At 67.3% G+C, this 17372-nt stretch carries 19 protein-coding genes; 15 read left to right on the top strand and 4 right to left on the bottom strand.

Going from position 1 to position 17372, the window contains the following annotated elements; genetic code table 11:
- The first annotated feature begins 53 nt into the window (after positions 1-53).
- From AzCIB_RS16735 to AzCIB_RS16690, 10 genes are all read left to right on the top strand, one after another.
- Complete coding sequence (locus AzCIB_RS16735; protein WP_050416924.1) at positions 54-1229, top strand: type II secretion system F family protein; 1176 nt, start codon at positions 54-56, stop codon at positions 1227-1229.
- Entirely contained in the window at positions 1226-2899 is a 1674-nt protein-coding gene (locus AzCIB_RS16730; protein ID WP_050416923.1) for a GspE/PulE family protein, read from the top strand. The genes AzCIB_RS16735 and AzCIB_RS16730 overlap by 4 nt, the downstream gene beginning before the upstream one ends.
- Complete coding sequence (locus AzCIB_RS16725; RefSeq protein ID WP_050416922.1) at positions 2880-3608, top strand: hypothetical protein; 729 nt, start codon at positions 2880-2882, stop codon at positions 3606-3608. Before AzCIB_RS16730 ends, AzCIB_RS16725 begins: the two co-directional genes overlap by 20 nt.
- Complete coding sequence (locus AzCIB_RS16720; RefSeq protein ID WP_050416921.1) at positions 3605-4147, top strand: hypothetical protein; 543 nt, start codon at positions 3605-3607, stop codon at positions 4145-4147. The genes AzCIB_RS16725 and AzCIB_RS16720 overlap by 4 nt, the downstream gene beginning before the upstream one ends.
- Positions 4147-4818 (top strand): hypothetical protein, encoded by a 672-nt coding sequence (locus AzCIB_RS16715; protein WP_157058515.1) that lies wholly within the window; start codon positions 4147-4149, stop codon positions 4816-4818. The genes AzCIB_RS16720 and AzCIB_RS16715 overlap by 1 nt, the downstream gene beginning before the upstream one ends.
- Positions 4819-4820: 2 nt before the next feature.
- Positions 4821-5327, top strand: a complete 507-nt coding sequence (locus AzCIB_RS16710; protein WP_157058514.1) for a hypothetical protein — start codon at positions 4821-4823, stop codon at positions 5325-5327.
- A gap of 128 nt (positions 5328-5455) precedes the next feature.
- Positions 5456-7741: a secretin GspD/PilQ domain-containing protein gene (locus AzCIB_RS16705; RefSeq protein WP_232299246.1), complete on the top strand. Its 2286-nt coding sequence runs from the start codon at positions 5456-5458 to the stop codon at positions 7739-7741.
- Between the two features lie 8 nt (positions 7742-7749).
- Positions 7750-8217, top strand: coding sequence for a type II secretion system protein (locus tag AzCIB_RS16700; protein ID WP_083447044.1), 468 nt, complete (start codon positions 7750-7752; stop codon positions 8215-8217).
- On the top strand, positions 8207-8626 hold the full coding sequence (locus AzCIB_RS16695; RefSeq protein ID WP_353611520.1) for a type II secretion system protein: 420 nt from the start codon (positions 8207-8209) through the stop codon (positions 8624-8626). Before AzCIB_RS16700 ends, AzCIB_RS16695 begins: the two co-directional genes overlap by 11 nt.
- A 31-nt stretch (positions 8627-8657) precedes the next feature.
- A complete protein-coding gene (locus AzCIB_RS16690) occupies positions 8658-9224 on the top strand; it encodes a type II secretion system protein (protein ID WP_050416915.1) in 567 nt (188 codons plus the stop codon).
- Here the strand turns inward: AzCIB_RS16690 and proB are convergent.
- The 4 genes from proB to rplU form a co-directional block, all read right to left on the bottom strand.
- Positions 9221-10336: a glutamate 5-kinase gene (gene proB / locus AzCIB_RS16685; protein ID WP_050416914.1), complete on the bottom strand. Its 1116-nt coding sequence runs from the start codon at positions 10334-10336 to the stop codon at positions 9221-9223. The two genes, AzCIB_RS16690 and proB, sit on opposite strands and share 4 nt — an antisense overlap.
- 62 nt (positions 10337-10398) lie before the next feature.
- Positions 10399-11607, bottom strand: a complete 1209-nt coding sequence (gene obgE, locus AzCIB_RS16680) for a GTPase ObgE (RefSeq protein ID WP_050416913.1) — start codon at positions 11605-11607, stop codon at positions 10399-10401.
- Positions 11608-11690: 83 nt separating this feature from the next.
- Positions 11691-11954, bottom strand: a complete 264-nt coding sequence (rpmA, locus tag AzCIB_RS16675) for a 50S ribosomal protein L27 (RefSeq protein ID WP_050416912.1) — start codon at positions 11952-11954, stop codon at positions 11691-11693.
- 20 nt (positions 11955-11974) lie between these two features.
- A complete protein-coding gene (gene rplU / locus AzCIB_RS16670) occupies positions 11975-12286 on the bottom strand; it encodes a 50S ribosomal protein L21 (RefSeq protein WP_050416911.1) in 312 nt (103 codons plus the stop codon).
- A 240-nt stretch (positions 12287-12526) separates the two neighbouring features.
- On the opposite strand from rplU, the gene AzCIB_RS16665 reads away from it, so the two are divergent.
- From AzCIB_RS16665 to glcF, 5 genes are read left to right on the top strand one after another with little or no spacing between them, the layout of a single operon-like run.
- The gene (locus tag AzCIB_RS16665) at positions 12527-13312 is read left to right on the top strand and encodes a FadR/GntR family transcriptional regulator (RefSeq protein ID WP_232299245.1); all 786 of its coding nucleotides are present in this window, start codon (positions 12527-12529) and stop codon (positions 13310-13312) included.
- Positions 13309-14820 (top strand): FAD-linked oxidase C-terminal domain-containing protein, encoded by a 1512-nt coding sequence (locus AzCIB_RS16660; protein ID WP_050416909.1) that lies wholly within the window; start codon positions 13309-13311, stop codon positions 14818-14820. Before AzCIB_RS16665 ends, AzCIB_RS16660 begins: the two co-directional genes overlap by 4 nt.
- Positions 14820-15002 carry a hypothetical protein gene (locus AzCIB_RS16655; RefSeq protein ID WP_050416908.1) on the top strand — a complete coding sequence of 61 codons (183 nt, stop codon included), beginning with the start codon at positions 14820-14822 and terminating at the stop codon, positions 15000-15002. Before AzCIB_RS16660 ends, AzCIB_RS16655 begins: the two co-directional genes overlap by 1 nt.
- Positions 14999-16072 carry a glycolate oxidase subunit GlcE gene (gene glcE / locus AzCIB_RS16650; RefSeq protein ID WP_050416907.1) on the top strand — a complete coding sequence of 358 codons (1074 nt, stop codon included), beginning with the start codon at positions 14999-15001 and terminating at the stop codon, positions 16070-16072. The genes AzCIB_RS16655 and glcE overlap by 4 nt, the downstream gene beginning before the upstream one ends.
- Before the next feature lie 2 nt (positions 16073-16074).
- On the top strand, positions 16075-17319 hold the full coding sequence (gene glcF / locus AzCIB_RS16645) for a glycolate oxidase subunit GlcF (protein WP_050416906.1): 1245 nt from the start codon (positions 16075-16077) through the stop codon (positions 17317-17319).
- The last annotated feature ends 53 nt before the right edge of the window (positions 17320-17372 follow it).

Here is a 17372-nt window from a genome sequence, read left to right as displayed (position 1 = left end):
CCGGGATCTCGGACATCTTAAGGATAGTGTGAGTTAACGAACTTTGGTGATCCATGCGTTATCGTGTCAGGGCGCTCGGGGCGAACGCGGCGGTCGTCGAAACCGAGCTTGAGGCCGGGTGCGAGGCGGATGTACGCGCGTTGGCCGAGGCGCGGGGCTTGTCCGTACTTTCGCTCAAGGCGCTGGAGCGTGGTCGGGGTCGTGGGCGATTTCCGCTGCTCCTGTTCAACCAGCAGCTGTTGGCTTTGTTGCGAGCGGGTATTCCCCTTGCCGAGGCAATCTCTGCTCTCGCCGAGAAGGAGCGGTGGCCGGCGATCAGGTCGGTGATGCAGGGGCTGCGTGATGCGTTGCGTGAAGGACGCAGCCTGTCGAGTGCGCTGGATTCGGCGCCGCAGGCTTTTCCGCCCCTGTATGTCGCGCTGATTCGTGCGGCTGAGCGCACCAGCGACCTGGAGCGGGCCATTGCTCGGTACATCGCTTACCAGCAGGATGGCGAGCGCCTGCGCGACAAGCTGATCAGTGCGGCCATTTACCCCTTGTTGCTCGTCGGTGTGGGTGGCTTGGTGGTGCTGTTCCTGCTCGGTTACGTCGTGCCGCGTTTCTCGCACATTTACCAGAACGTGGGGACCAACCTGCCGTGGATGTCCCGTCTTCTGCTGGAGTGGGGGCAGTTCGTCGAGGGGCACGCCGCGCTGCTCGGGATGGCCGTGTTGGCGATTCTGGGGGCTGGGGTTATGGTCGTACGCAGCCCCGTGTTGTGGGCGACGGTCGGGCGCTACATGTGGCGGATGCCGTTCGTTGGCGAACGCATGCGGGTGTTCCAGCTTGCACGTTTCTACCGGACCGTGGGCATGCTGCTTTCGGGAGGTATTCCGGTCGTGACGGCGCTGGGGATGGTGTCGGGGCTGCTTTCGCCGCCGCTGCAGGCAAGTCTGGCTGCTGCCATTTCGGCGATTCGTGAGGGACGCAGTTTCTCGTCGATGTTGGCGGCGCGCGGCCTGACGACTCCCGTTGCGCTGCGCATGCTGGAGGTCGGCGAACATGCCGGGAATCTGGGCGAAATGCTGACCCGCGCGGCGGAATTTCACGAGGAGGATACAGCGCGGCAGGTAGAGTGGTTTACGCGCCTGTTCGGCCCGTTGCTGATGTTGCTGATCGGTTGCGCGATCGGCCTGATCGTCGTGCTCATGTACATTCCGATATTCATGCTTGCAGAGAGCATTCGATGAGCGAATCGTTGTCGGTGGAGCCAGCTACCGCCCCCTTTTCCGCCGCTGAGATGGCGACGGCAGTCGCCGGCGGCGAGCGTGTCGTCGACGGACTTGCGAAGCTGGAATCGGATCCGGCTGTTCGCGTCGCACGGCTGGCCCGCTCCCTAGGGCTTGCGTCGATGGGGCACGGGCGCCTGATGGCGCTGGAGCCCGACTTCGACGCTATTCCGTTCGAGATGGCACTGAGCCGCGAATGCGTGGCGCTGCGCGACGAAGACGGCGGATTGCTGGTGGCGATCGCCGATCCCTTTGACTCCGATCTGCTCGACGGTTTGGGGGGGCGTCTCGGCGAAGCCTATGCGCTGGTGCTCGTGGACCACGACGATCTCGCGGCCTGCCTGGCGCGTCACGAGGACGAGGTCCGCCGGGCGGCCGGACTGATCGAGTCGCGCGAGGAGGGCGTCGAGGGGGACGGTGTCGAGGATCTGTCGCTCAAGCGCATCAGCGCCGACGCCAGCCCCGTCGTCAAACTGGTCAATTCGACCCTCTACGATGGCCTGAAGCAGCTCGCGAGCGACATCCACCTCGAGTCGGTCCCCGGCGGGCTGGTGATCAAGTACCGCCTTGACGGCGTGCTGGTGCGCGTCGGCAGCGCGCAGGGCAACGAGCTCGCGGAGCAGGTCATTTCCCGTATCAAGGTGATGGCGGAACTCGACATCGCCGAGCGCCGGGTGCCGCAGGATGGCCGTTTCAAGGTCCGCTCGGGCGGGCGCGAGATCGACTTCCGCGTCTCGATCATGCCCAGCATCCACGGCGAGGATGCCGTGTTGCGCATCCTCGACAAGGAGCACCTCAGCCGCGAAATGAGCGGGCTGACACTGGAGACGCTGGGTTTCGACGACGAGACCCGGGGCGCGCTGCGTCACCTCGCGAGCGAACCCTACGGCATGCTGCTGGTCACCGGGCCGACCGGTTCGGGCAAGACGACCACGCTGTACGCGACGCTTGCGGAGACCAACCAGGGGTTGGACAAGATCGTCACGATCGAGGATCCGGTCGAGTACCAGCTCAGCGGCGTGCTGCAGATCCCGGTGAATGAGAAAAAGGGGCTGACGTTCGCGCGCGGCTTGAGGTCCATCCTGCGGCATGACCCGGACAAGATCATGGTCGGCGAGATCCGCGACGGTGAAACGGCGGAGATCGCGGTGCAGGCGGCACTCACCGGCCACCTCGTGTTCACCACCGTGCACGCGAACAACGTCTTCGACGTCATGGGGCGATTCATGCACATGGGGATCGATCCGTTCAATCTCGTCGCCGCGCTCAACGGCATCGTCGCCCAGCGCCTGCTGCGCATCAATTGTCCGCACTGTACCGAGGATGTGCCGCCCGACGCGCAGCTGATCGCGCGCTCGCGCATCGGCGATGCGAGCGGTTTCCGCTTCCGTGCAGGTCATGGCTGCGGCCAGTGTCGCGGGACGGGTTACCGCGGCCGGCGTGCGGTCGCCGAAGTGCTGTTGCTCGACGACGAGATCCGCGAGTTGATCGTCGCCCGCGCACCAATCCGGACGGTCAAGGAAGCGGCCCGGCGCAACGGATTCCGCGGTCTGCGCGACGCGGCGCTCGCGGTGGCCGCCGCCGGGGAAACCACGCTGCAGGAGGTGAATCGTGTCACGCTTCTCGGCTGAGGTCCGCCGCCTGCTGATCGAGCAGGATGCGATCCGCGTCGGGAACGGCGCGACGCAAAAACGCTTGGCCTACGAGTGGGCGCCCGATGCCGCCCTGGCTGCGCTGGCCGCGGCACCGGATGGCGGGGTGCAGCGCGGGTCGCGCTGGGACGTGCTGTTCGCCGATGCGGTGGTGCGCTATCTGATCATCCAATGGCCGCCCGGCCTGCGCGGCGGGGCCGAGCGCGAGGCCTTCGTTGCGCTCCGTTTCAGGGAGGTGCACGGGGTCGGGGCGCCCGAGTGGCGCATCGTCGTCGAGCGCGGCGCCACGGATTTTCCCGTCATCGCGTGCGCTGTGCCTGCCGCGCACGTCGAGGCGGTGGCTGCGTGGGGAAGGGAGCACCGGCTGCGCTTTGGTAGCGTTACGGGCGAGTTCCTCGCCGCCTATAACCGCGTGCGTCCGGAACTTGAGAACCCGTTCGGCGCGCTGGCGGTGCAACGTGGCGGGCGGGTCACGCTGGGATTCTGGCGCGACGCGCAGTGGCAGTCCTTGCGCAGCCAGCCGCAGGGGCCGGCCGGGGATACGTCGCTGGGTTTGTACCTGGAATCGCAGGCGCTGCGTTCGGGGGCTCAGGGCGAAGCCGGCGTTCTGTATTGCATCGGGGAGGGGCCGCGGGTTCCTGCCGGATGGCGCAAGGTCGCGCTGCACGCCGAAGGGTGGGAAGGATGAGACGGATTCCGTTCCCGATCGATCTCGATTTTCTGCAAACGCGCCGGCGCGTGAGCGCCGCGGGTTGGGGACTGCTCGCGGCGGGGCTGCTTGCCTGCGCACTTCAGTTTGCGGAATTCCGCCGTGCAAGTGCCGAGATCGACGCACGCGAGGCGGCTGTGGCGCGCACGCGCGAAGCGGCTCGGCGCGCACTGCCCGAGGCCGCGGCGGAAAGGAACCCGGTGGGTGCCGAGGAAGAGAAAGCCGCCCTCGGTGTTGCGGCACGCCTGAACGCCGACTGGGGGGCAATGCTCGGCGGTGTGGCGGGGGGCCAAGGTGAGGGCGTGACGTGGCTGGACCTGCAGGCCGATCAGGCGCGGGGCACGCTCGCGGTGGCGGGACAGGCCCGCTCGCTGGCGGAAATGTTCGAATTCGTGGCCCGACTCGGGGCCGTGCAGGGGATACGTGAGGCGCAGTTGGCGAATTACGAATGGGTGCGTGTCGATGCCGAGAATGCGGTGCGATTTACCGTGAATGCTAAATGGAGCGGACGCCCGTGATGCCCGGCGCTGGTATCTTCGTGCGCTGCTGGTGCCCCCGTCCCCTCGCAGCGATCGCGCCTGCGACCGGCGGTGGCGAGGTTGCCGGGGTCGCCGTGCCGCAAGGGAACCTGCCGCGTAGCGGCGGGCCGTCCTTCCGCCTGGCCAGGGAGTCTGTCGGGCGCCTCGCGATGAATGCGGGTCTTCCCGGCGCGCTTGGCGTCGTCCTGCTGGCGGCCGCTGTACTGGGGGGATACGTCGCACGCGCGGACAACGATCGCCGCGTCGCCGAGCTTGCGGCGGAGCAGGGCCGGATCGAGCGTAGCGCAAGCGCGCCGGCTCCGGGGGAAGACGGACGCACCCGGCTGATGGATTTTTTCGAGCGTTTCCCGCCGGTAAGCGCGCTGCCCGACAGCCTGCGGCGCCTAAACGAACACGCCGCGGCCCATGGTATCAGCGTGCAGCGTGCCGACTACCGCAGCACCGTCGTGACCGGCACGCCGCTGACGCTCGTCAGCCTCACGATTCCCGTGCAGGCCGACGCGGAGGCGCTCTACGTCTGGCTCGGCGCGCTGCTGCGCGAAATGCCCGAAATTGCGCTGGAGTCGGTGAGTCTGAAGCGCGAGACGAGCGATGCGGCGACGGTGGAGGCGGATATTCGCCTGCAACTCTATCTGCGGGGGCGCTCATGACAATGCGCCAGGTTCTCCTGGCTGCCGCCCTCTTGGCAACGCTGGTCGCGAGCTGGTGGGCGGTCAATGAAGATTCGGGTGACCTCGTCGTGGTGCAGCCCGTCGAGCGTGCGACCCGGGCGCAGGTCGCCGCCGGGGCGAGGGCATCGGCCGATTCGCCGTCATCACCCGGAGGGAGCATGGCCAGGCTCGATGCGGAGCGGGCGCCGTGGCCCGAACTTGCCGAGCCGCTGGCGCGCATCGTCAGTTTCGCGCCACCTCCGCCTTCGCTCGCAGCGTTGGCCCCCGCCGAGCCGCAGGCGCCGCCACTGCCGTTCCGCTATGTCGGCGCGATCGACGACGCGCAGGGCAAGGCCGTGTTTCTGCTCGAGGGTGCGCAAGTCCGCATGGCGCGCCCCGGAGAGGAAATCGCAGGCCGTTACCGTGTCGAGCGCATTACCTCTTCCGCAGTCGAATTCACCTATCTGCCGCTCAAGAAAATGCAGACTCTCAATCGCCAGAATCCATGAAAACGAAGACTTCGACCTTATCGCGATACAGGGATTGCCAACTCAGTCGTTCAATGCCCGTGAGCGGCTCGTCGTGCAGGGGTGCTCCGGCGCGGAACGAATTCCCGCTGGCAGGGGCGCTGCGGAGAATGCTGCTCCCGGCACTTTCGGTCCTTCTTCTCGCCGCGTGCGCGACTAATGCCGCGCTCGAACAGAGCCGCCACGACTTCGCCGCCGGTGATCGCGTGGGGGCTCTGCAGCGGCTCGAACAGGCCGTGAAGAAGGACCCCGAGAATCTCGAACTGCGCAGCTATTACGTTCGCCAGCGCGATCAGGTTGTGACGGAGAAGCTCAGCGTGGCCGAGAAGGCGCACGGAGCGGCGAAACTGGACGAAGCGGCGACGCTGTACCGCGACGTGCAGAAGATCGACCCGGAAAACGCCAGGGCCCGACTCGGACTCGAGGACGTCCAACGTGCGCGTCGTCGCGCCGACCGGCTGGGGCAGGCCAGGGTCGCGCTGGCGACCGGCGATGCGGCGACAGCGGGACGAATCGCGCGAGGCGTGTATGCCGAGGCGCCCGGGGACCGGGCGGCGCGCGAGCTGGTGCTGGAGCTGGACGAACGTGCCGAACGCGCGAGCAAGCCGCGCGCCGAATCCTTGCAGGGGGCGATGGCCAAGCCGGTGACGCTGGAGTTCCGCGACTCGCCGCTGCGCGTCGTGTTCGAGGCGCTGTCGCGTGCGAGCGGGCTCAATTTCGTGTTCGACAAGGACGTGCGCGCCGACAGCCGCGTGACGCTGTTCGTGCGCGAGAACTCGGTCGATGAGGTGTTGCGTCTGCTCGCGGCGACGCAGGGCATTGAACGCAAGCTGCTGAATGCCAATACCGTCCTGATCTATCCGGTCACGACCGCCAAGCAGCGCGAACATCTCGAGTTGGTGACGCGCAGCTTCTACCTCGCCAACGCCGACGCGAAGGCCGCGCAGACGCTGATCAAGCAGCTGGTGAAAAGCCGCGACGTCTTCATCGACGAGAAGCTTAATCTGCTCGTGATGAAGGACACCCCCGAGGCGGTGCGCATGGCCGAACGGCTCGTCGCGACGCTGGACGTGCCCGAGCCGGAGGTGATGCTGGAGCTGGAGGTGCTGGAGGTCAGCCGTAACAAGCTGCTGGATCTGGGGATCGATTTTCCGGACCAGGTGGGCTACGGATTGCTCACACCGACATTGGAGGGGCCGAGTCAAATTGTTAATGGGATAACAATCACAGCCCCGCAGCAACTCGGCGGCAAGCTGCTCGACGGCAACATCGACCTGCGTAACGCGCGTAAGGAACTTGTGCCCTTCATCGCGAACCCCGGCGCGGTGCTGCGCCTGCGCAGCGAGGATGGCGATTCGCGTATGCTCGCGAACCCCCGCATCCGCGTGCGCAACCGCGACAAGGCGAAAGTCCATATCGGCGACAAGCTGCCCGTGTTCACGACGACCTCGACGGCTAACGTCGGCGTGTCGGCGTCGGTGTCCTATCTCGACGTCGGTCTGAAGCTGGAGGTGGAGCCGTCCGTTTATCGCGACGACGAGGTCGGGATCAAGCTCAGCCTGGAGGTGAGTAGCATCGTCAAGGAGGTGCCCGGCCCCTCCAGTTCCCTGGCCTACCAGGTCGGTTCGCGCAGCGCTTCCACGTCGCTACGCCTGCGGAACGGCGAAACGCAGGTGCTCGCGGGACTGATCAACGACGAGGAACGCTCCTCTGCGCAGCGCTTGCCCGGACTGGGCAATCTGCCGATGGTCGGAAGGCTGTTCTCGGCCCAGCGCGACAGCAACAACAAGTCCGAGATCGCGCTGCTGATCACGCCGCGCATCGTGCGCAACGTCCTGCCGCCGGTCGCGCTGCTGGCCGAAATGCCTGCAGGGACGGAGTCGAACATCGGTGCAGAGCCCCTGCGGATCGGTCCCACTGCGCCGCGCAGTCTGGGGCTGGTCGGCGACTCGCGGGTGGCTGCCGCCTCAGGTGCTCCGGCCGTCGCGCTGCCCCGCCCGGTGCCCGAGGAGCGCCCGGCTGCAACCGAGGCGCCGCAGGCCAAGGAGGAACAGGAAGCGCCCGAAGTCGTGCTGATCGTTCCCGAAACGGCCCGCCGCGGCGAATCCGTGAATGCCGTCGTGCGCGTGAGCGGAGCCGTGGGGGCGACCTCCGCCGACGTCATGATCGCGTACGATGCAAACCGGCTCGAAGTGGATGGGGCGACGACCCCCGGTACGGTCCAGTTGCCCGTGAGCCTCAAAGACGGCGGGGCCGATCTGGTCATGCGCCTCCGCACCAAACCCGACGCTTCGGGCGTTGCGACCATGGTCGTCACCGGCATGAAGCTGCGCCGCGAGACGGGTGACGAGGACGTGGCGCTGTCGGCCGGGGGCACGTTGCGTATAGGCGAGTGAGGGGCCTCGTGGCGCGCGGATTCACCCTGATCGAGCTGGTCGTGACGGTTGCCATCATCGGAATCCTCGCGGCTGGGGCGATGCCGCTCGCCGAACTGGCGGCCCAGCGCGAGCGGGAGTCGGAACTGCGCATCGCCCTGCGCCAGATTCGTGCCGGACTGGATGCGTACAAGGCGGCCTACGTCGAGCAGCGCATCGAGCAGCGCGTCGATGCGTCGGGCTACCCGCCGGATCTCGCGTCCCTCGTGAAAGGTGTGGCGGATGTCACTACGCCCTCGGGCAAGCGCATCTACTTCCTGCGCCGATTGCCGCGGGACCCCTTTCATCCCGATCCGGCCGTGCCGGCTGCCGAGACGTGGGGGCTGCGCAGTTACGCAAGCCCGCCCGACGAGCCGGCGGGGGGCAAGGACGTGTATGACGTCTATTCGAAATCGACCCGCAGCGGACTCAATGGCGTGCCCTATCGTGAATGGTAAGGACGGCGTGAATGGTAGCGGCGGCATGAAGGTCCGGAAGGCTGTGACCGGCTTCACGCTCATCGAGCTGCTGGTGGTGCTGGCCATCATCGCGACCCTGATGTCGATCGCTGCGCCGCGCTATTTCGAGCACCTGGACCGCAGCCGCGAGGCGTCCCTGCGCCAGACGCTGTTGGTCGTGCGCGATGCGATCGACCGCTACCACTCGGATATCGGCAAGTGGCCCGACGATCTCGACACCTTGGTCGCCAAGCGCTACCTGCGCAAGATTCCCGTCGACCCGGTGACGGAGCGCAGCGACTCATGGTTGCTCGAGCCCCCTCGGGGCGAAGAAGAGGCCGGGGTGTGGGACCTGCACAGCGGCGCCGAAGGCACGGCAAAGGACGGGACGCGCTTTGCCGAGTGGTGAGATCGTGCGCAGCAGTCGGCGTACGCACGGCATGCCTGCCGTGTCCCGTGCTGCCCGGGCGCTGCAGTCCGGTTATACCTACCTGTTGGTGCTGTTCATCGTTGCAGGGCTCGGGCTGCTGGTAGCGCAGACGGGACTGGTGTGGCACCAGGCAGCGCAGCGTGACCGCGAGGCGGAGCTGCTGGTGATCGGCGTGGAGTTCTCGCGTGCGCTGTCGAGCTATGTGAAGGCTGGCGCGGATCACAGTCTGCCCGAGAGTCTGCAGCAGCTCGTCGAGGACAAGCGCGGTCCGGTGCTCGTCAGGCACTTGCGCCGGATCTATCGCGATCCTTTCACGGGGCAGCCCGTCTGGGGGCTGGAAAAGGCCGGTGGACGAATCTCGGGCGTCTACAGTCTTGCGCAGGGCGTGCCGATCAGGCAGCACGACCTGCCCAAGGAGTTGGGCGGGCTGACGGGAGAGGTCAAGAGCTATGCCGATTGGGTGTTCAGGCCGCTCGAGACGGGCGGCGACACGGCAGTGGGGGCAGCGCCCGGCGCGGGCCCAGCAGCAGGCGCTCGCGCGGGCGGCGGTGCAGCCGTTCCGGCGTCAGGGGATTAGCGCAACACCATGTTGTCGCGGTGGATCAGTTCCGGCTCGTCGATGTAGCCGAGCAAGGGCTCGATCTCGGTGCTGGGTCTGCGCGCCACGCGGCGGCATTCGGTGCTGCTGTAGTTGACCAGCCCGCGGCCGATCTCCTCGCCCGACGGCGTGCGGCAGGCGACCGCCGAGCCGCGTTCGAAGTCGCCGCGCACCTCGATCACGCCCACCGGCAGCAGGCTGCGCCCGCTGCGCAGCGCCGACACGGCGCCGTCGTCGATGACGAGGTCGCCTGCGAGCTGCAGGTGGTCGGCGAGCCACTGCTTGCGCGCCTGCAGCGGCGAACTGGTGGCGTAGAGCAGGGTCCCCAGCGCTTCGCCCTGGCCGAGGCGCACCAGCGCGTCGGCTTCTTGCCCGCTGGCGATGCAGGTGTGGGCGCCGCTGCGGGCGGCGCGCTGGGCGGCGCGGATCTTCGTGATCATGCCGCCTTTGCTGATGCCGGAGCCCGCGCCGCCTGCCATGGCCTCGTAGGCGCGGTCCTCGGCGCGTCCTTCGGAAACCAGCGTCGCCGCCGGATCCTGGCGCGGATCGGCCGTGTAGAGGCCCTTCTGGTCGGTGAGGATGATCAGCGCGTCCGCTTCGATGAGGTTCGCGACCAGCGCGCCCAGCGTGTCGTTGTCGCCGAACTTGATCTCGTCGGTGACGATGGTGTCGTTCTCGTTGATGATCGGCACGACCCCAAGCTCGAGCAACGTCGTCAGAGTCGAGCGTGCATTGAGGTAGCGTTTGCGGTCGGCGAGATCGTCATGCGTCAGCAGGATCTGTGCGGTGCGGATGCCGTGGCGCGAGAAGGCGTCCTCGTAGGCTTCGACGAGGCCCATTTGCCCAACCGCCGCGGCGGCCTGCAGCTTGTGCATCTCGTGTGGGCGTTTCGTCCAGCCCAGGCGCTGCATGCCGGCCGCGATGGCGCCGGAGGACACCAGCAGGACCTGCTTGCCGGAGTCGCGCAAGGCGGCGAACTGGCGAGCCCAGTCCGCCATCGCGGCCTTGTCGAGGCCGGCGCCGTTGTTGGTGACGAGGGCGCTGCCGACCTTGACCACCAGGCGGCGCGCGTTGCGGATCTTGTTTCGCATGATCTGTGACGGCAGGCGTGGGCTAACGGGGAGGGTGTTCCGGCGCGAGGCCGGATTCGGGCTCAGCTGCCGGATTTCTCCGGGCGGTTCTCTTCATCGAGGTCGTCTCCGTCCTCCTCCCCATCCTCGTCCCCGTCCTCTTCTTCTGCGAGGGCAGCCTGGAGACGGGCTTGGTAGGCAGCCTCGGCGCGGGCTTCGGCTTCGGCGGCGAGTCGGGCTTCCTCGGCGGCGTGGGCTGCGCGCTCGGCTTCGGCCTGGGCGCGGTCGGCGTCGAGGAAGTCCTGGATCGCGAAGATCAGCGGACGGACGCCGTCGCCGGTGAGGGCGGAAATCTCGAAGTGACTATCCACCGGGCCATAGGCCTCGAGGAAGGCGGCGACGCGTTCGGCGCGCTCTTCTTCGGGGATCAGGTCCAGCTTGTTCAGGGCGAGCCAGCGCGGCTTGTTGTAGAGCGACTCGTCGTACTTGCGCAGTTCCTCGACGATCGCCTTTGCGTCATGCACGGGATCGGCCTCCGGGTCGAAGGGCGCGAGGTCGACGAGGTGCAGCAGCACGCGGGTGCGCTGCAGGTGACGCAGGAACTGATGTCCGAGACCGGCTCCTTCGGCTGCGCCCTCGATCAGGCCGGGGATGTCGGCGATGACGAAGCTGCGATTCTCGTCGGTGCGCACGACGCCGAGGTTGGGCGCGAGCGTTGTGAAGGGGTAGTCGGCGACCTTCGGCTTGGCGGCCGAGACGGAGCGGATGAAGGTCGACTTGCCGGCGTTGGGCATGCCCAACAGGCCGACGTCGGCCAGCACCTTGAGCTCCAGGCGCAGCATGCGGCGCTCGCCTTCCTCGCCGAGGGTGCGCTTGCGCGGGGCGCGGTTCACGCTCGACTTGAAGTGCAGGTTGCCGAGGCCGCCCTTGCCGCCGCGGGCTATCAGCGCGCGCTTGCCATCGACGTTGAGGTCGGCGATCAGCTCACCGCTCTCGAAGTCGGTGATCACGGTGCCGACTGGCATGCGCAGCGTGATGTCCTCGCCGCCCTTGCCGTAGCAATCCTTGTTGCCGCCGTTCTCGCCGCGTTGTGCGCGATGCATGCGCGTGTAGCGGAAGTCGACCAGCGTGTTGAGGTTGCGGTCGGCCACCGCGAAAATGCTGCCGCCACGGCCGCCATCGCCGCCGTCGGGGCCGCCGCGCGGAATGAATTTTTCGCGCCGGAAGGAGGCCGAACCGCTGCCGCCGTCGCCGGCCATGACCTCGATACGCGCTTCGTCAATGAACTTCATGGTGCTGTGCTCAGCAGTGCCTATGGCAAAAACAAAAAAGCCCTACCGCAAGGATAGGGCTTTTCGAACCTTGACGCCGGAACTCAGGCGGCTTCGGGTACGATCACGACCGTGCGGCGACGCAACGCGCCCTTCACGGTGAACTGCACGGTGCCGTTCGTCAGCGCGAACAGGGTGTGGTCCTTGCCGATGCCGACGTTCTCGCCCGGGTGGTATTCGGTGCCGCGCTGGCGAACGATGATATTGCCGGCGAGCACGAACTGGCCGCCGTAGCGCTTCACGCCAAGTCGTTTCGATTCCGAGTCGCGGCCGTTACGGGAACTACCGCCAGCTTTTTTGTGTGCCATGACGAATTACCTCCTTGGCTTCAGACCGAGATCGCTTCGATGCGAAGCTCGGTGTAGTTCTGACGATGGCCTTGGTGTTTCTGATAGTGCTTGCGGCGGCGCATCTTGAAAATCGTGATCTTTTCGTGACGGCCGTGGGAAACCACGGTGGCCTTCACTGCGGCGCCGGAAACCACCGGGGTGCCGATCTTGACCGACTCGCCCTCGCCGACCATGAGAACCTGGTCGATGGTGATTTCGGAGCCCACGTCTGCCGGTATCTGTTCTACCTTGATCTTTTCGCCGGCGACGACGCGATACTGCTTGCCGCCGGTTTTTATCACCGCGTACATGGTGTTGCTCCAGTTGATGGGTTTGCAAAGAATCGCGCACTTTACACGATGGGTCAAAGAATCGTCAAGAAAATCAGCGCTTAGGCGCAGGCGCCGGTAGCTTTGTCGGCATGTTGCCGGATGCGGGTATTCCCCAATGCTGACATTGGGTCGAAGTGGAACTATGATTCGAATGTTGTCAGACAACTTGGGGCGGCCGGGCATATGGGGGCAAGTGAAAAATCGGAGCGCGGACCGCGGTTGAGCGTCGTCGTCGCGCGCCAGCTCGAAGCCTGGATCAGCGAACAGGGGCTGAAAGCGGGAGCGCTGCTGCCGACCGAGAAGGTCTTGTGCGAGCGCTTCGGTGTGAGCCGGGCGGTGATCCGCGAAGCGATTTCGCGCTTGAAGGCCGACGGTTGCGTGATGACCCGGCAGGGGTCGGGCGCATATGTGGCGGCGCGGCCGGGGCAGGGGACCTTCCGCCTGCTGCGACGCGACGGTAATGGCGAGGGGACGACCGACAGCGTCGTTTCCGATCGCGAGATATCGGACATCTTCGAGCTGCGCTATCTCGTCGAGGCTGGTGCGGCCGAACTGGCTGCGCTGCGCCGGTCGCCGCAGGAACTGGATCGCATGCGCGCGGCGCTGGAGCGCATGGCGGCCGCGCTGGAGACCGGCGCCGACGCGCACACGGATGACGATGCGTTTCACGTCGCGGTCGCCGCAGCCACGCACAACCCACAGATCGAGCGCTTCCAGGCGTTCATGGGGCAGCAGTTTTCCGATTCGCGCGCCCCGACCTGGAACGAGGCAGGGCATCGCGCCGGCCGGGCGCGCGACTCGCAGTTCGAGCACGTGCGGATATTCGAGGCGATTGCGGCGGGCGATGGCGCCGCCGCACGGGCGGCCGCCACGGAGCATCTCGCCGGAGCGGTGCGGCGCCTCGGGCTGGACGAGCGGCGCTGGGGCGAGGTGGTTGCGGTGAAGGGGGGGCGCGCAGCGGACGCGCGCAACGAGGAGTTGCACGGAGTGGAGGAGGGGCGATGAACATTGCGGCGGACCCGGTGGTCCTGGGCGAGCAGGAGGCGGATTTCTCTTCCGTCGACAAGGCTCGCGTGGTGGAGGCGCTGGCGCGGGTGCTGCCCGCGGGCGCGCTGATGTACGACGCCGAGGATCTGCGTCCGTACGAATGCGATGGCCTGTCGGCGTATCGACAGATGCCGATGGTGGTGGCGCTGCCGACGACCGAGGAACAGGTGGTGGCGGTGCTGAAGGTATGCAGCGAGATGGGCGTGCCCGTCGTCGCGCGCGGCGCGGGCACCGGCTTGTCGGGCGGCGCGCTGCCGCACAGGTTCGGCGTCGTGCTTTCGTTGGCGCGCTTCAATCGCATCCTGCATCTGGATCCGCATGCGCGCACGGCGGTCGTGCAGCCGGGGGTGCGCAATCTCGCGATCTCCGAGGCAGCGTCGCCGCATGGCCTGTATTACGCGCCGGACCCGTCGTCGCAGATTGCGTGCACGATCGGTGGCAACGTCGCGGAGAACTCGGGTGGCGTGCATTGCCTGAAGTACGGCCTGACGGTGCATAACGTGCTGCGGGTGCGCGGCGTGACCATCGACGGCGAGATCGTCGAGATCGGCAACCACGGCCTCGATGCGCCGGGCTACGACCTGCTGGCGCTGGTGATCGGCTCCGAGGGCATGCTTGCGGTCGTCACCGAAGTGACTGTCAAGCTGACGCCCAAGCCGCAGCTCGCGCAGTGCGTTCTGGCGGCCTTCGACGATGTCATCAAGGCGGGAGAGGCGGTCGCCGAGATCATCGCCGCCGGCATCATCCCCGCCGGCCTCGAGATGATGGACCAGCCCGCGACGGCGGCGGTCGAGCAGTTCGTGCATGCGGGCTATCCGCTCGATGCGAAGGCGATCCTGCTGTGCGAGTCCGACGGCACGCCCGAGGAGGTCGCCGAGGAGATCGAGCGCGTGCGCGCGGTGCTGGAGGCGAGCGGCGCGACCGAGATCCGCGTGTCGCGCGACGAGGCCGAACGCATGAAGTTCTGGGCCGGTCGCAAGGCGGCCTTCCCGGCGGCGGGGCGCATCTCGCCCGATTACTACTGCATGGACGGGACGATCCCGCGCAAGCGCCTGGGCGAGATGCTTACCGCGATCCAGGAGATGGAAGGCAAGCACGGCCTGCGCTGCATCAACGTGTTCCATGCCGGCGACGGCAACCTGCACCCGCTGATCCTGTTCGACGCAAACCAGGAGGGCGAACTCGAGCGTGCCGAGGCCTTCGGTGCGGACATCCTCGAGCTGTCGGTCGCGCTGGGCGGCACGATCACCGGCGAGCACGGCGTCGGCATCGAGAAGATCAACCAGATGTGCAGCCAGTTCACACGGCCGGAGCTGACGATGTTCTTCCGCGTGAAGGGCGCGTTCGATCCGCAGGGGCTGCTCAATCCGGGCAAGGCGATTCCGACGCTCAACCGGTGCGCCGAGTACGGGCGCATGCGCGTGAGCAACGGGCATGTCCCGTATCCGGATATCCCCCGCTTCTGATGGATCGGGGCTGGATCCAGTTTCTTCTGGTGGTGGTGCCCGTCATGTCGCTGATCGGCTCGTGGCTCGCGTTGCGGGCGATCGCCGAGCGGCACGACCGGAAATCGGGCATGTCGAAGACGCCGGAGAAGGCAGGGCGCAGCACACAGGACAAGGCAGGGAACAAGGCGGAGAACGAATGAGCGATTTGACTGAACAGTGGCGCGAGCGGGTGTGTGCGGCCGCCGCGGCGGGAACGGCGCTGCAGGTGCGCGGAGGCGGGACGAAGGACTTCTACGGACGTACCCCGGTCGGCGAGGTATTCGATACCCGCGGTCATGCGGGCGTCGTCAGCTACGAGCCGACCGAGCTGGTCGTGACCGTGCGGGCGGGCACACCGCTGGCGGAACTCGAGGCTCTGGTCGCCGGCAGCGGACAGATGCTCGCGTTCGAGCCGCCGCATTTCGGCGTCGGTGCGACAGTCGGCGGGTGTGTGGCGGCCGGGTTGTCCGGCCCGCGGCGTGCGACGGCCGGGGCGCTGCGCGACTTCGTTCTCGGCGTGCGCATCCTCGACGGACGCGGTGAGGTGCTCTCCTTCGGCGGCCAGGTGATGAAGAACGTCGCCGGCTACGACGTGTCGCGCGCCATCGCCGGCAGCCTCGGGACGCTGGGCGTCATCCTCGACGTGTCGCTGAAGGTGCTGCCGCGTCCCGTTGCGGAGACCACCTTGCGCTTCGCGATCGGCGAGAAGGAGGCGATCGATCGCCTCAATGACTGGGGTGGCCAGCCGTTGCCGGTTTCGGCCTCGAACTGGGCGGATGGTGCGGTGCACCTGCGCCTGTCGGGCGCCGAGGCGGCGGTGCGTGCGGCCGAGCGCAAGCTGGGCGGCGACGTGCTGGCGGACGATGCCGCCAACGCCCTGTGGCAGGGGATTCGCGAACAGACGGACGATTTCTTCGCCGACGCCGCGCCGGGCGAGGTCCTGTGGCGCCTGTCGCTGCCGAGTTCGGCCGCGCCGTTGAAGCTTTCCGGCAAGCAGCTGATCGAGTGGGGCGGCGCGCTGCGCTGGCTGCGTTCGGATGCGCCCGCGGCTGTGATCCGCGAGCGTGTCACCGCACTGGGCGGCCACGCCACGGCCTTCCGCGGGGCGGACCGTGCGGGCGACGTCTTCCAGCCGCTCCCTGCTCCGGTGATGGCGATCCAGCGACGCCTCAAGCAGGCCTTCGATCCGGCCGGGATCTTCAACCCCGGCCGCCTCTACGACGGAATCTGAACATGCAGACCCAACTAGCCGATTTCATCAAGGACACGCCGGAAGGGCGCGAGGCCGAGGCGATCCTGCGCTCCTGCGTGCATTGCGGTTTCTGCACCGCGACTTGTCCGACCTACCAGCTCCTCGGTGACGAGCTCGACGGGCCGCGCGGGCGCATCTACCTGATCAAGCAGTTGCTCGAAGGTCACGACGTCACCGAGAAGACGCGCTTGCACCTCGACCGCTGCCTGACCTGCCGCTCCTGCGAGTCGACCTGTCCGTCGGGCGTGCAGTACAGCCGTCTTGCGGACATCGGTCGCCATATCGTCGAGCAGCGTGTGCCGCGAAGCGGCGCGGAGGCGGTCAAGCGCTGGGCGCTGCGCGAGTTCGTGCCGCGTGCCGACGTGTTCGGTGTCGCGATGAAGGCCGGTCGCGCGGTGCGCGGATTGCTGCCCGAGGCGCTGAAGGAGAAGATTCCCGACGTGCGTCCCGGCGGCCCGTGGCCGAAGCCGCGCCATGCCCGGCGCATGATCGCGTTGGCCGGCTGCGCTCAGCCCGCGATGGCTCCGTCGATCAATGCCGCAACGGCGCGCGTGCTCGACGCCGTCGGCATCTCGCTCGTCGAACAGCCGGGCGCCGGTTGCTGCGGCGCCGTGCGCTTCCACCTCAACGACCAGGAAGGCGGGCGCGACGACGCGCGGCGCAATATCGATGCGTGGTGGCCGGCGGTGGAGCGTGGTGAGGTCGAGGCGATTGTGATGACGGCCTCGGGCTGTGGCGTGCAGGTCAAGGACTATGGGCACCTGCTGGCGCAGGACGCGGCCTATGCGGAGAAGGCAGCCCGCATTTCCGCCATGACGCGCGACGTCAGCGAGATCGTCGCGGCCGAGGGCGAGAAGCTGCAGGAGCTGCTCGAGACGCGGCGCGGCGAAGCCGTCGCAGTGGCCTTCCAGTCGCCGTGTACGCTGCAGCACGGCCAGCAGATCCGTGGCGTTGTAGAGAGCCTGCTGACGACGGCCGGCTTCACGCTCACGCCGGTGCGTGACGGGCACCTGTGCTGCGGTTCGGCGGGCACCTACTCGCTGCTGCAGCCTGAGCTCTCCAAGCAGCTGCGTGCGAACAAGCTAGCGGCGCTGGGCGAAGGCGGGGCGACGATGATCGCTTCGGCCAACATCGGTTGCATGACCCACCTTCAGGCCGGTACCTCGACACCCGTACGGCACTGGGTCGAGCTGGTCGATAGCCGGCTCAACGGCTTCCCGCTCTGAGCGTCTGTGGCGCATCTCGCCTGGGGTGCGCCGCAGGCAGATTCGACGGGGAT

The organism is Azoarcus sp. CIB (assembly GCF_001190925.1).
Lineage (GTDB): Bacteria > Pseudomonadota > Gammaproteobacteria > Burkholderiales > Rhodocyclaceae > Aromatoleum.
Note: the sequence above shows the minus strand (reverse complement) of the source record. Positions and strands in the feature narration are given on the sequence as shown.

Excerpts from the sequence above, each read along its gene's own strand:
- AzCIB_RS16735 (WP_050416924.1), top strand. The coding sequence starts at position 54 with ATGCGTTATCGTGTCAGGGCGCTCGGGGCGAACGCGGCGGTCGTCGAA.
- AzCIB_RS16730 (WP_050416923.1), top strand. The coding sequence starts at position 1,226 with ATGAGCGAATCGTTGTCGGTGGAGCCAGCTACCGCCCCCTTTTCCGCC.
- AzCIB_RS16720 (WP_050416921.1), top strand. The coding sequence starts at position 3,605 with ATGAGACGGATTCCGTTCCCGATCGATCTCGATTTTCTGCAAACGCGC.
- AzCIB_RS16715 (WP_157058515.1), top strand. The coding sequence starts at position 4,147 with ATGCCCGGCGCTGGTATCTTCGTGCGCTGCTGGTGCCCCCGTCCCCTC.
- AzCIB_RS16710 (WP_157058514.1), top strand. The coding sequence starts at position 4,821 with ATGCGCCAGGTTCTCCTGGCTGCCGCCCTCTTGGCAACGCTGGTCGCG.
- AzCIB_RS16705 (WP_232299246.1), top strand. The coding sequence starts at position 5,456 with ATGCTGCTCCCGGCACTTTCGGTCCTTCTTCTCGCCGCGTGCGCGACT.
- AzCIB_RS16690 (WP_050416915.1), top strand. The coding sequence starts at position 8,658 with ATGCCTGCCGTGTCCCGTGCTGCCCGGGCGCTGCAGTCCGGTTATACC.
- proB (WP_050416914.1), bottom strand. The coding sequence starts at position 10,336 with ATGCGAAACAAGATCCGCAACGCGCGCCGCCTGGTGGTCAAGGTCGGC.
- obgE (WP_050416913.1), bottom strand. The coding sequence starts at position 11,607 with ATGAAGTTCATTGACGAAGCGCGTATCGAGGTCATGGCCGGCGACGGC.
- rpmA (WP_050416912.1), bottom strand. The coding sequence starts at position 11,954 with ATGGCACACAAAAAAGCTGGCGGTAGTTCCCGTAACGGCCGCGACTCG.
- rplU (WP_050416911.1), bottom strand. The coding sequence starts at position 12,286 with ATGTACGCGGTGATAAAAACCGGCGGCAAGCAGTATCGCGTCGTCGCC.
- AzCIB_RS16660 (WP_050416909.1), top strand. The coding sequence starts at position 13,309 with ATGAACATTGCGGCGGACCCGGTGGTCCTGGGCGAGCAGGAGGCGGAT.
- AzCIB_RS16655 (WP_050416908.1), top strand. The coding sequence starts at position 14,820 with ATGGATCGGGGCTGGATCCAGTTTCTTCTGGTGGTGGTGCCCGTCATG.
- glcE (WP_050416907.1), top strand. The coding sequence starts at position 14,999 with ATGAGCGATTTGACTGAACAGTGGCGCGAGCGGGTGTGTGCGGCCGCC.
- glcF (WP_050416906.1), top strand. The coding sequence starts at position 16,075 with ATGCAGACCCAACTAGCCGATTTCATCAAGGACACGCCGGAAGGGCGC.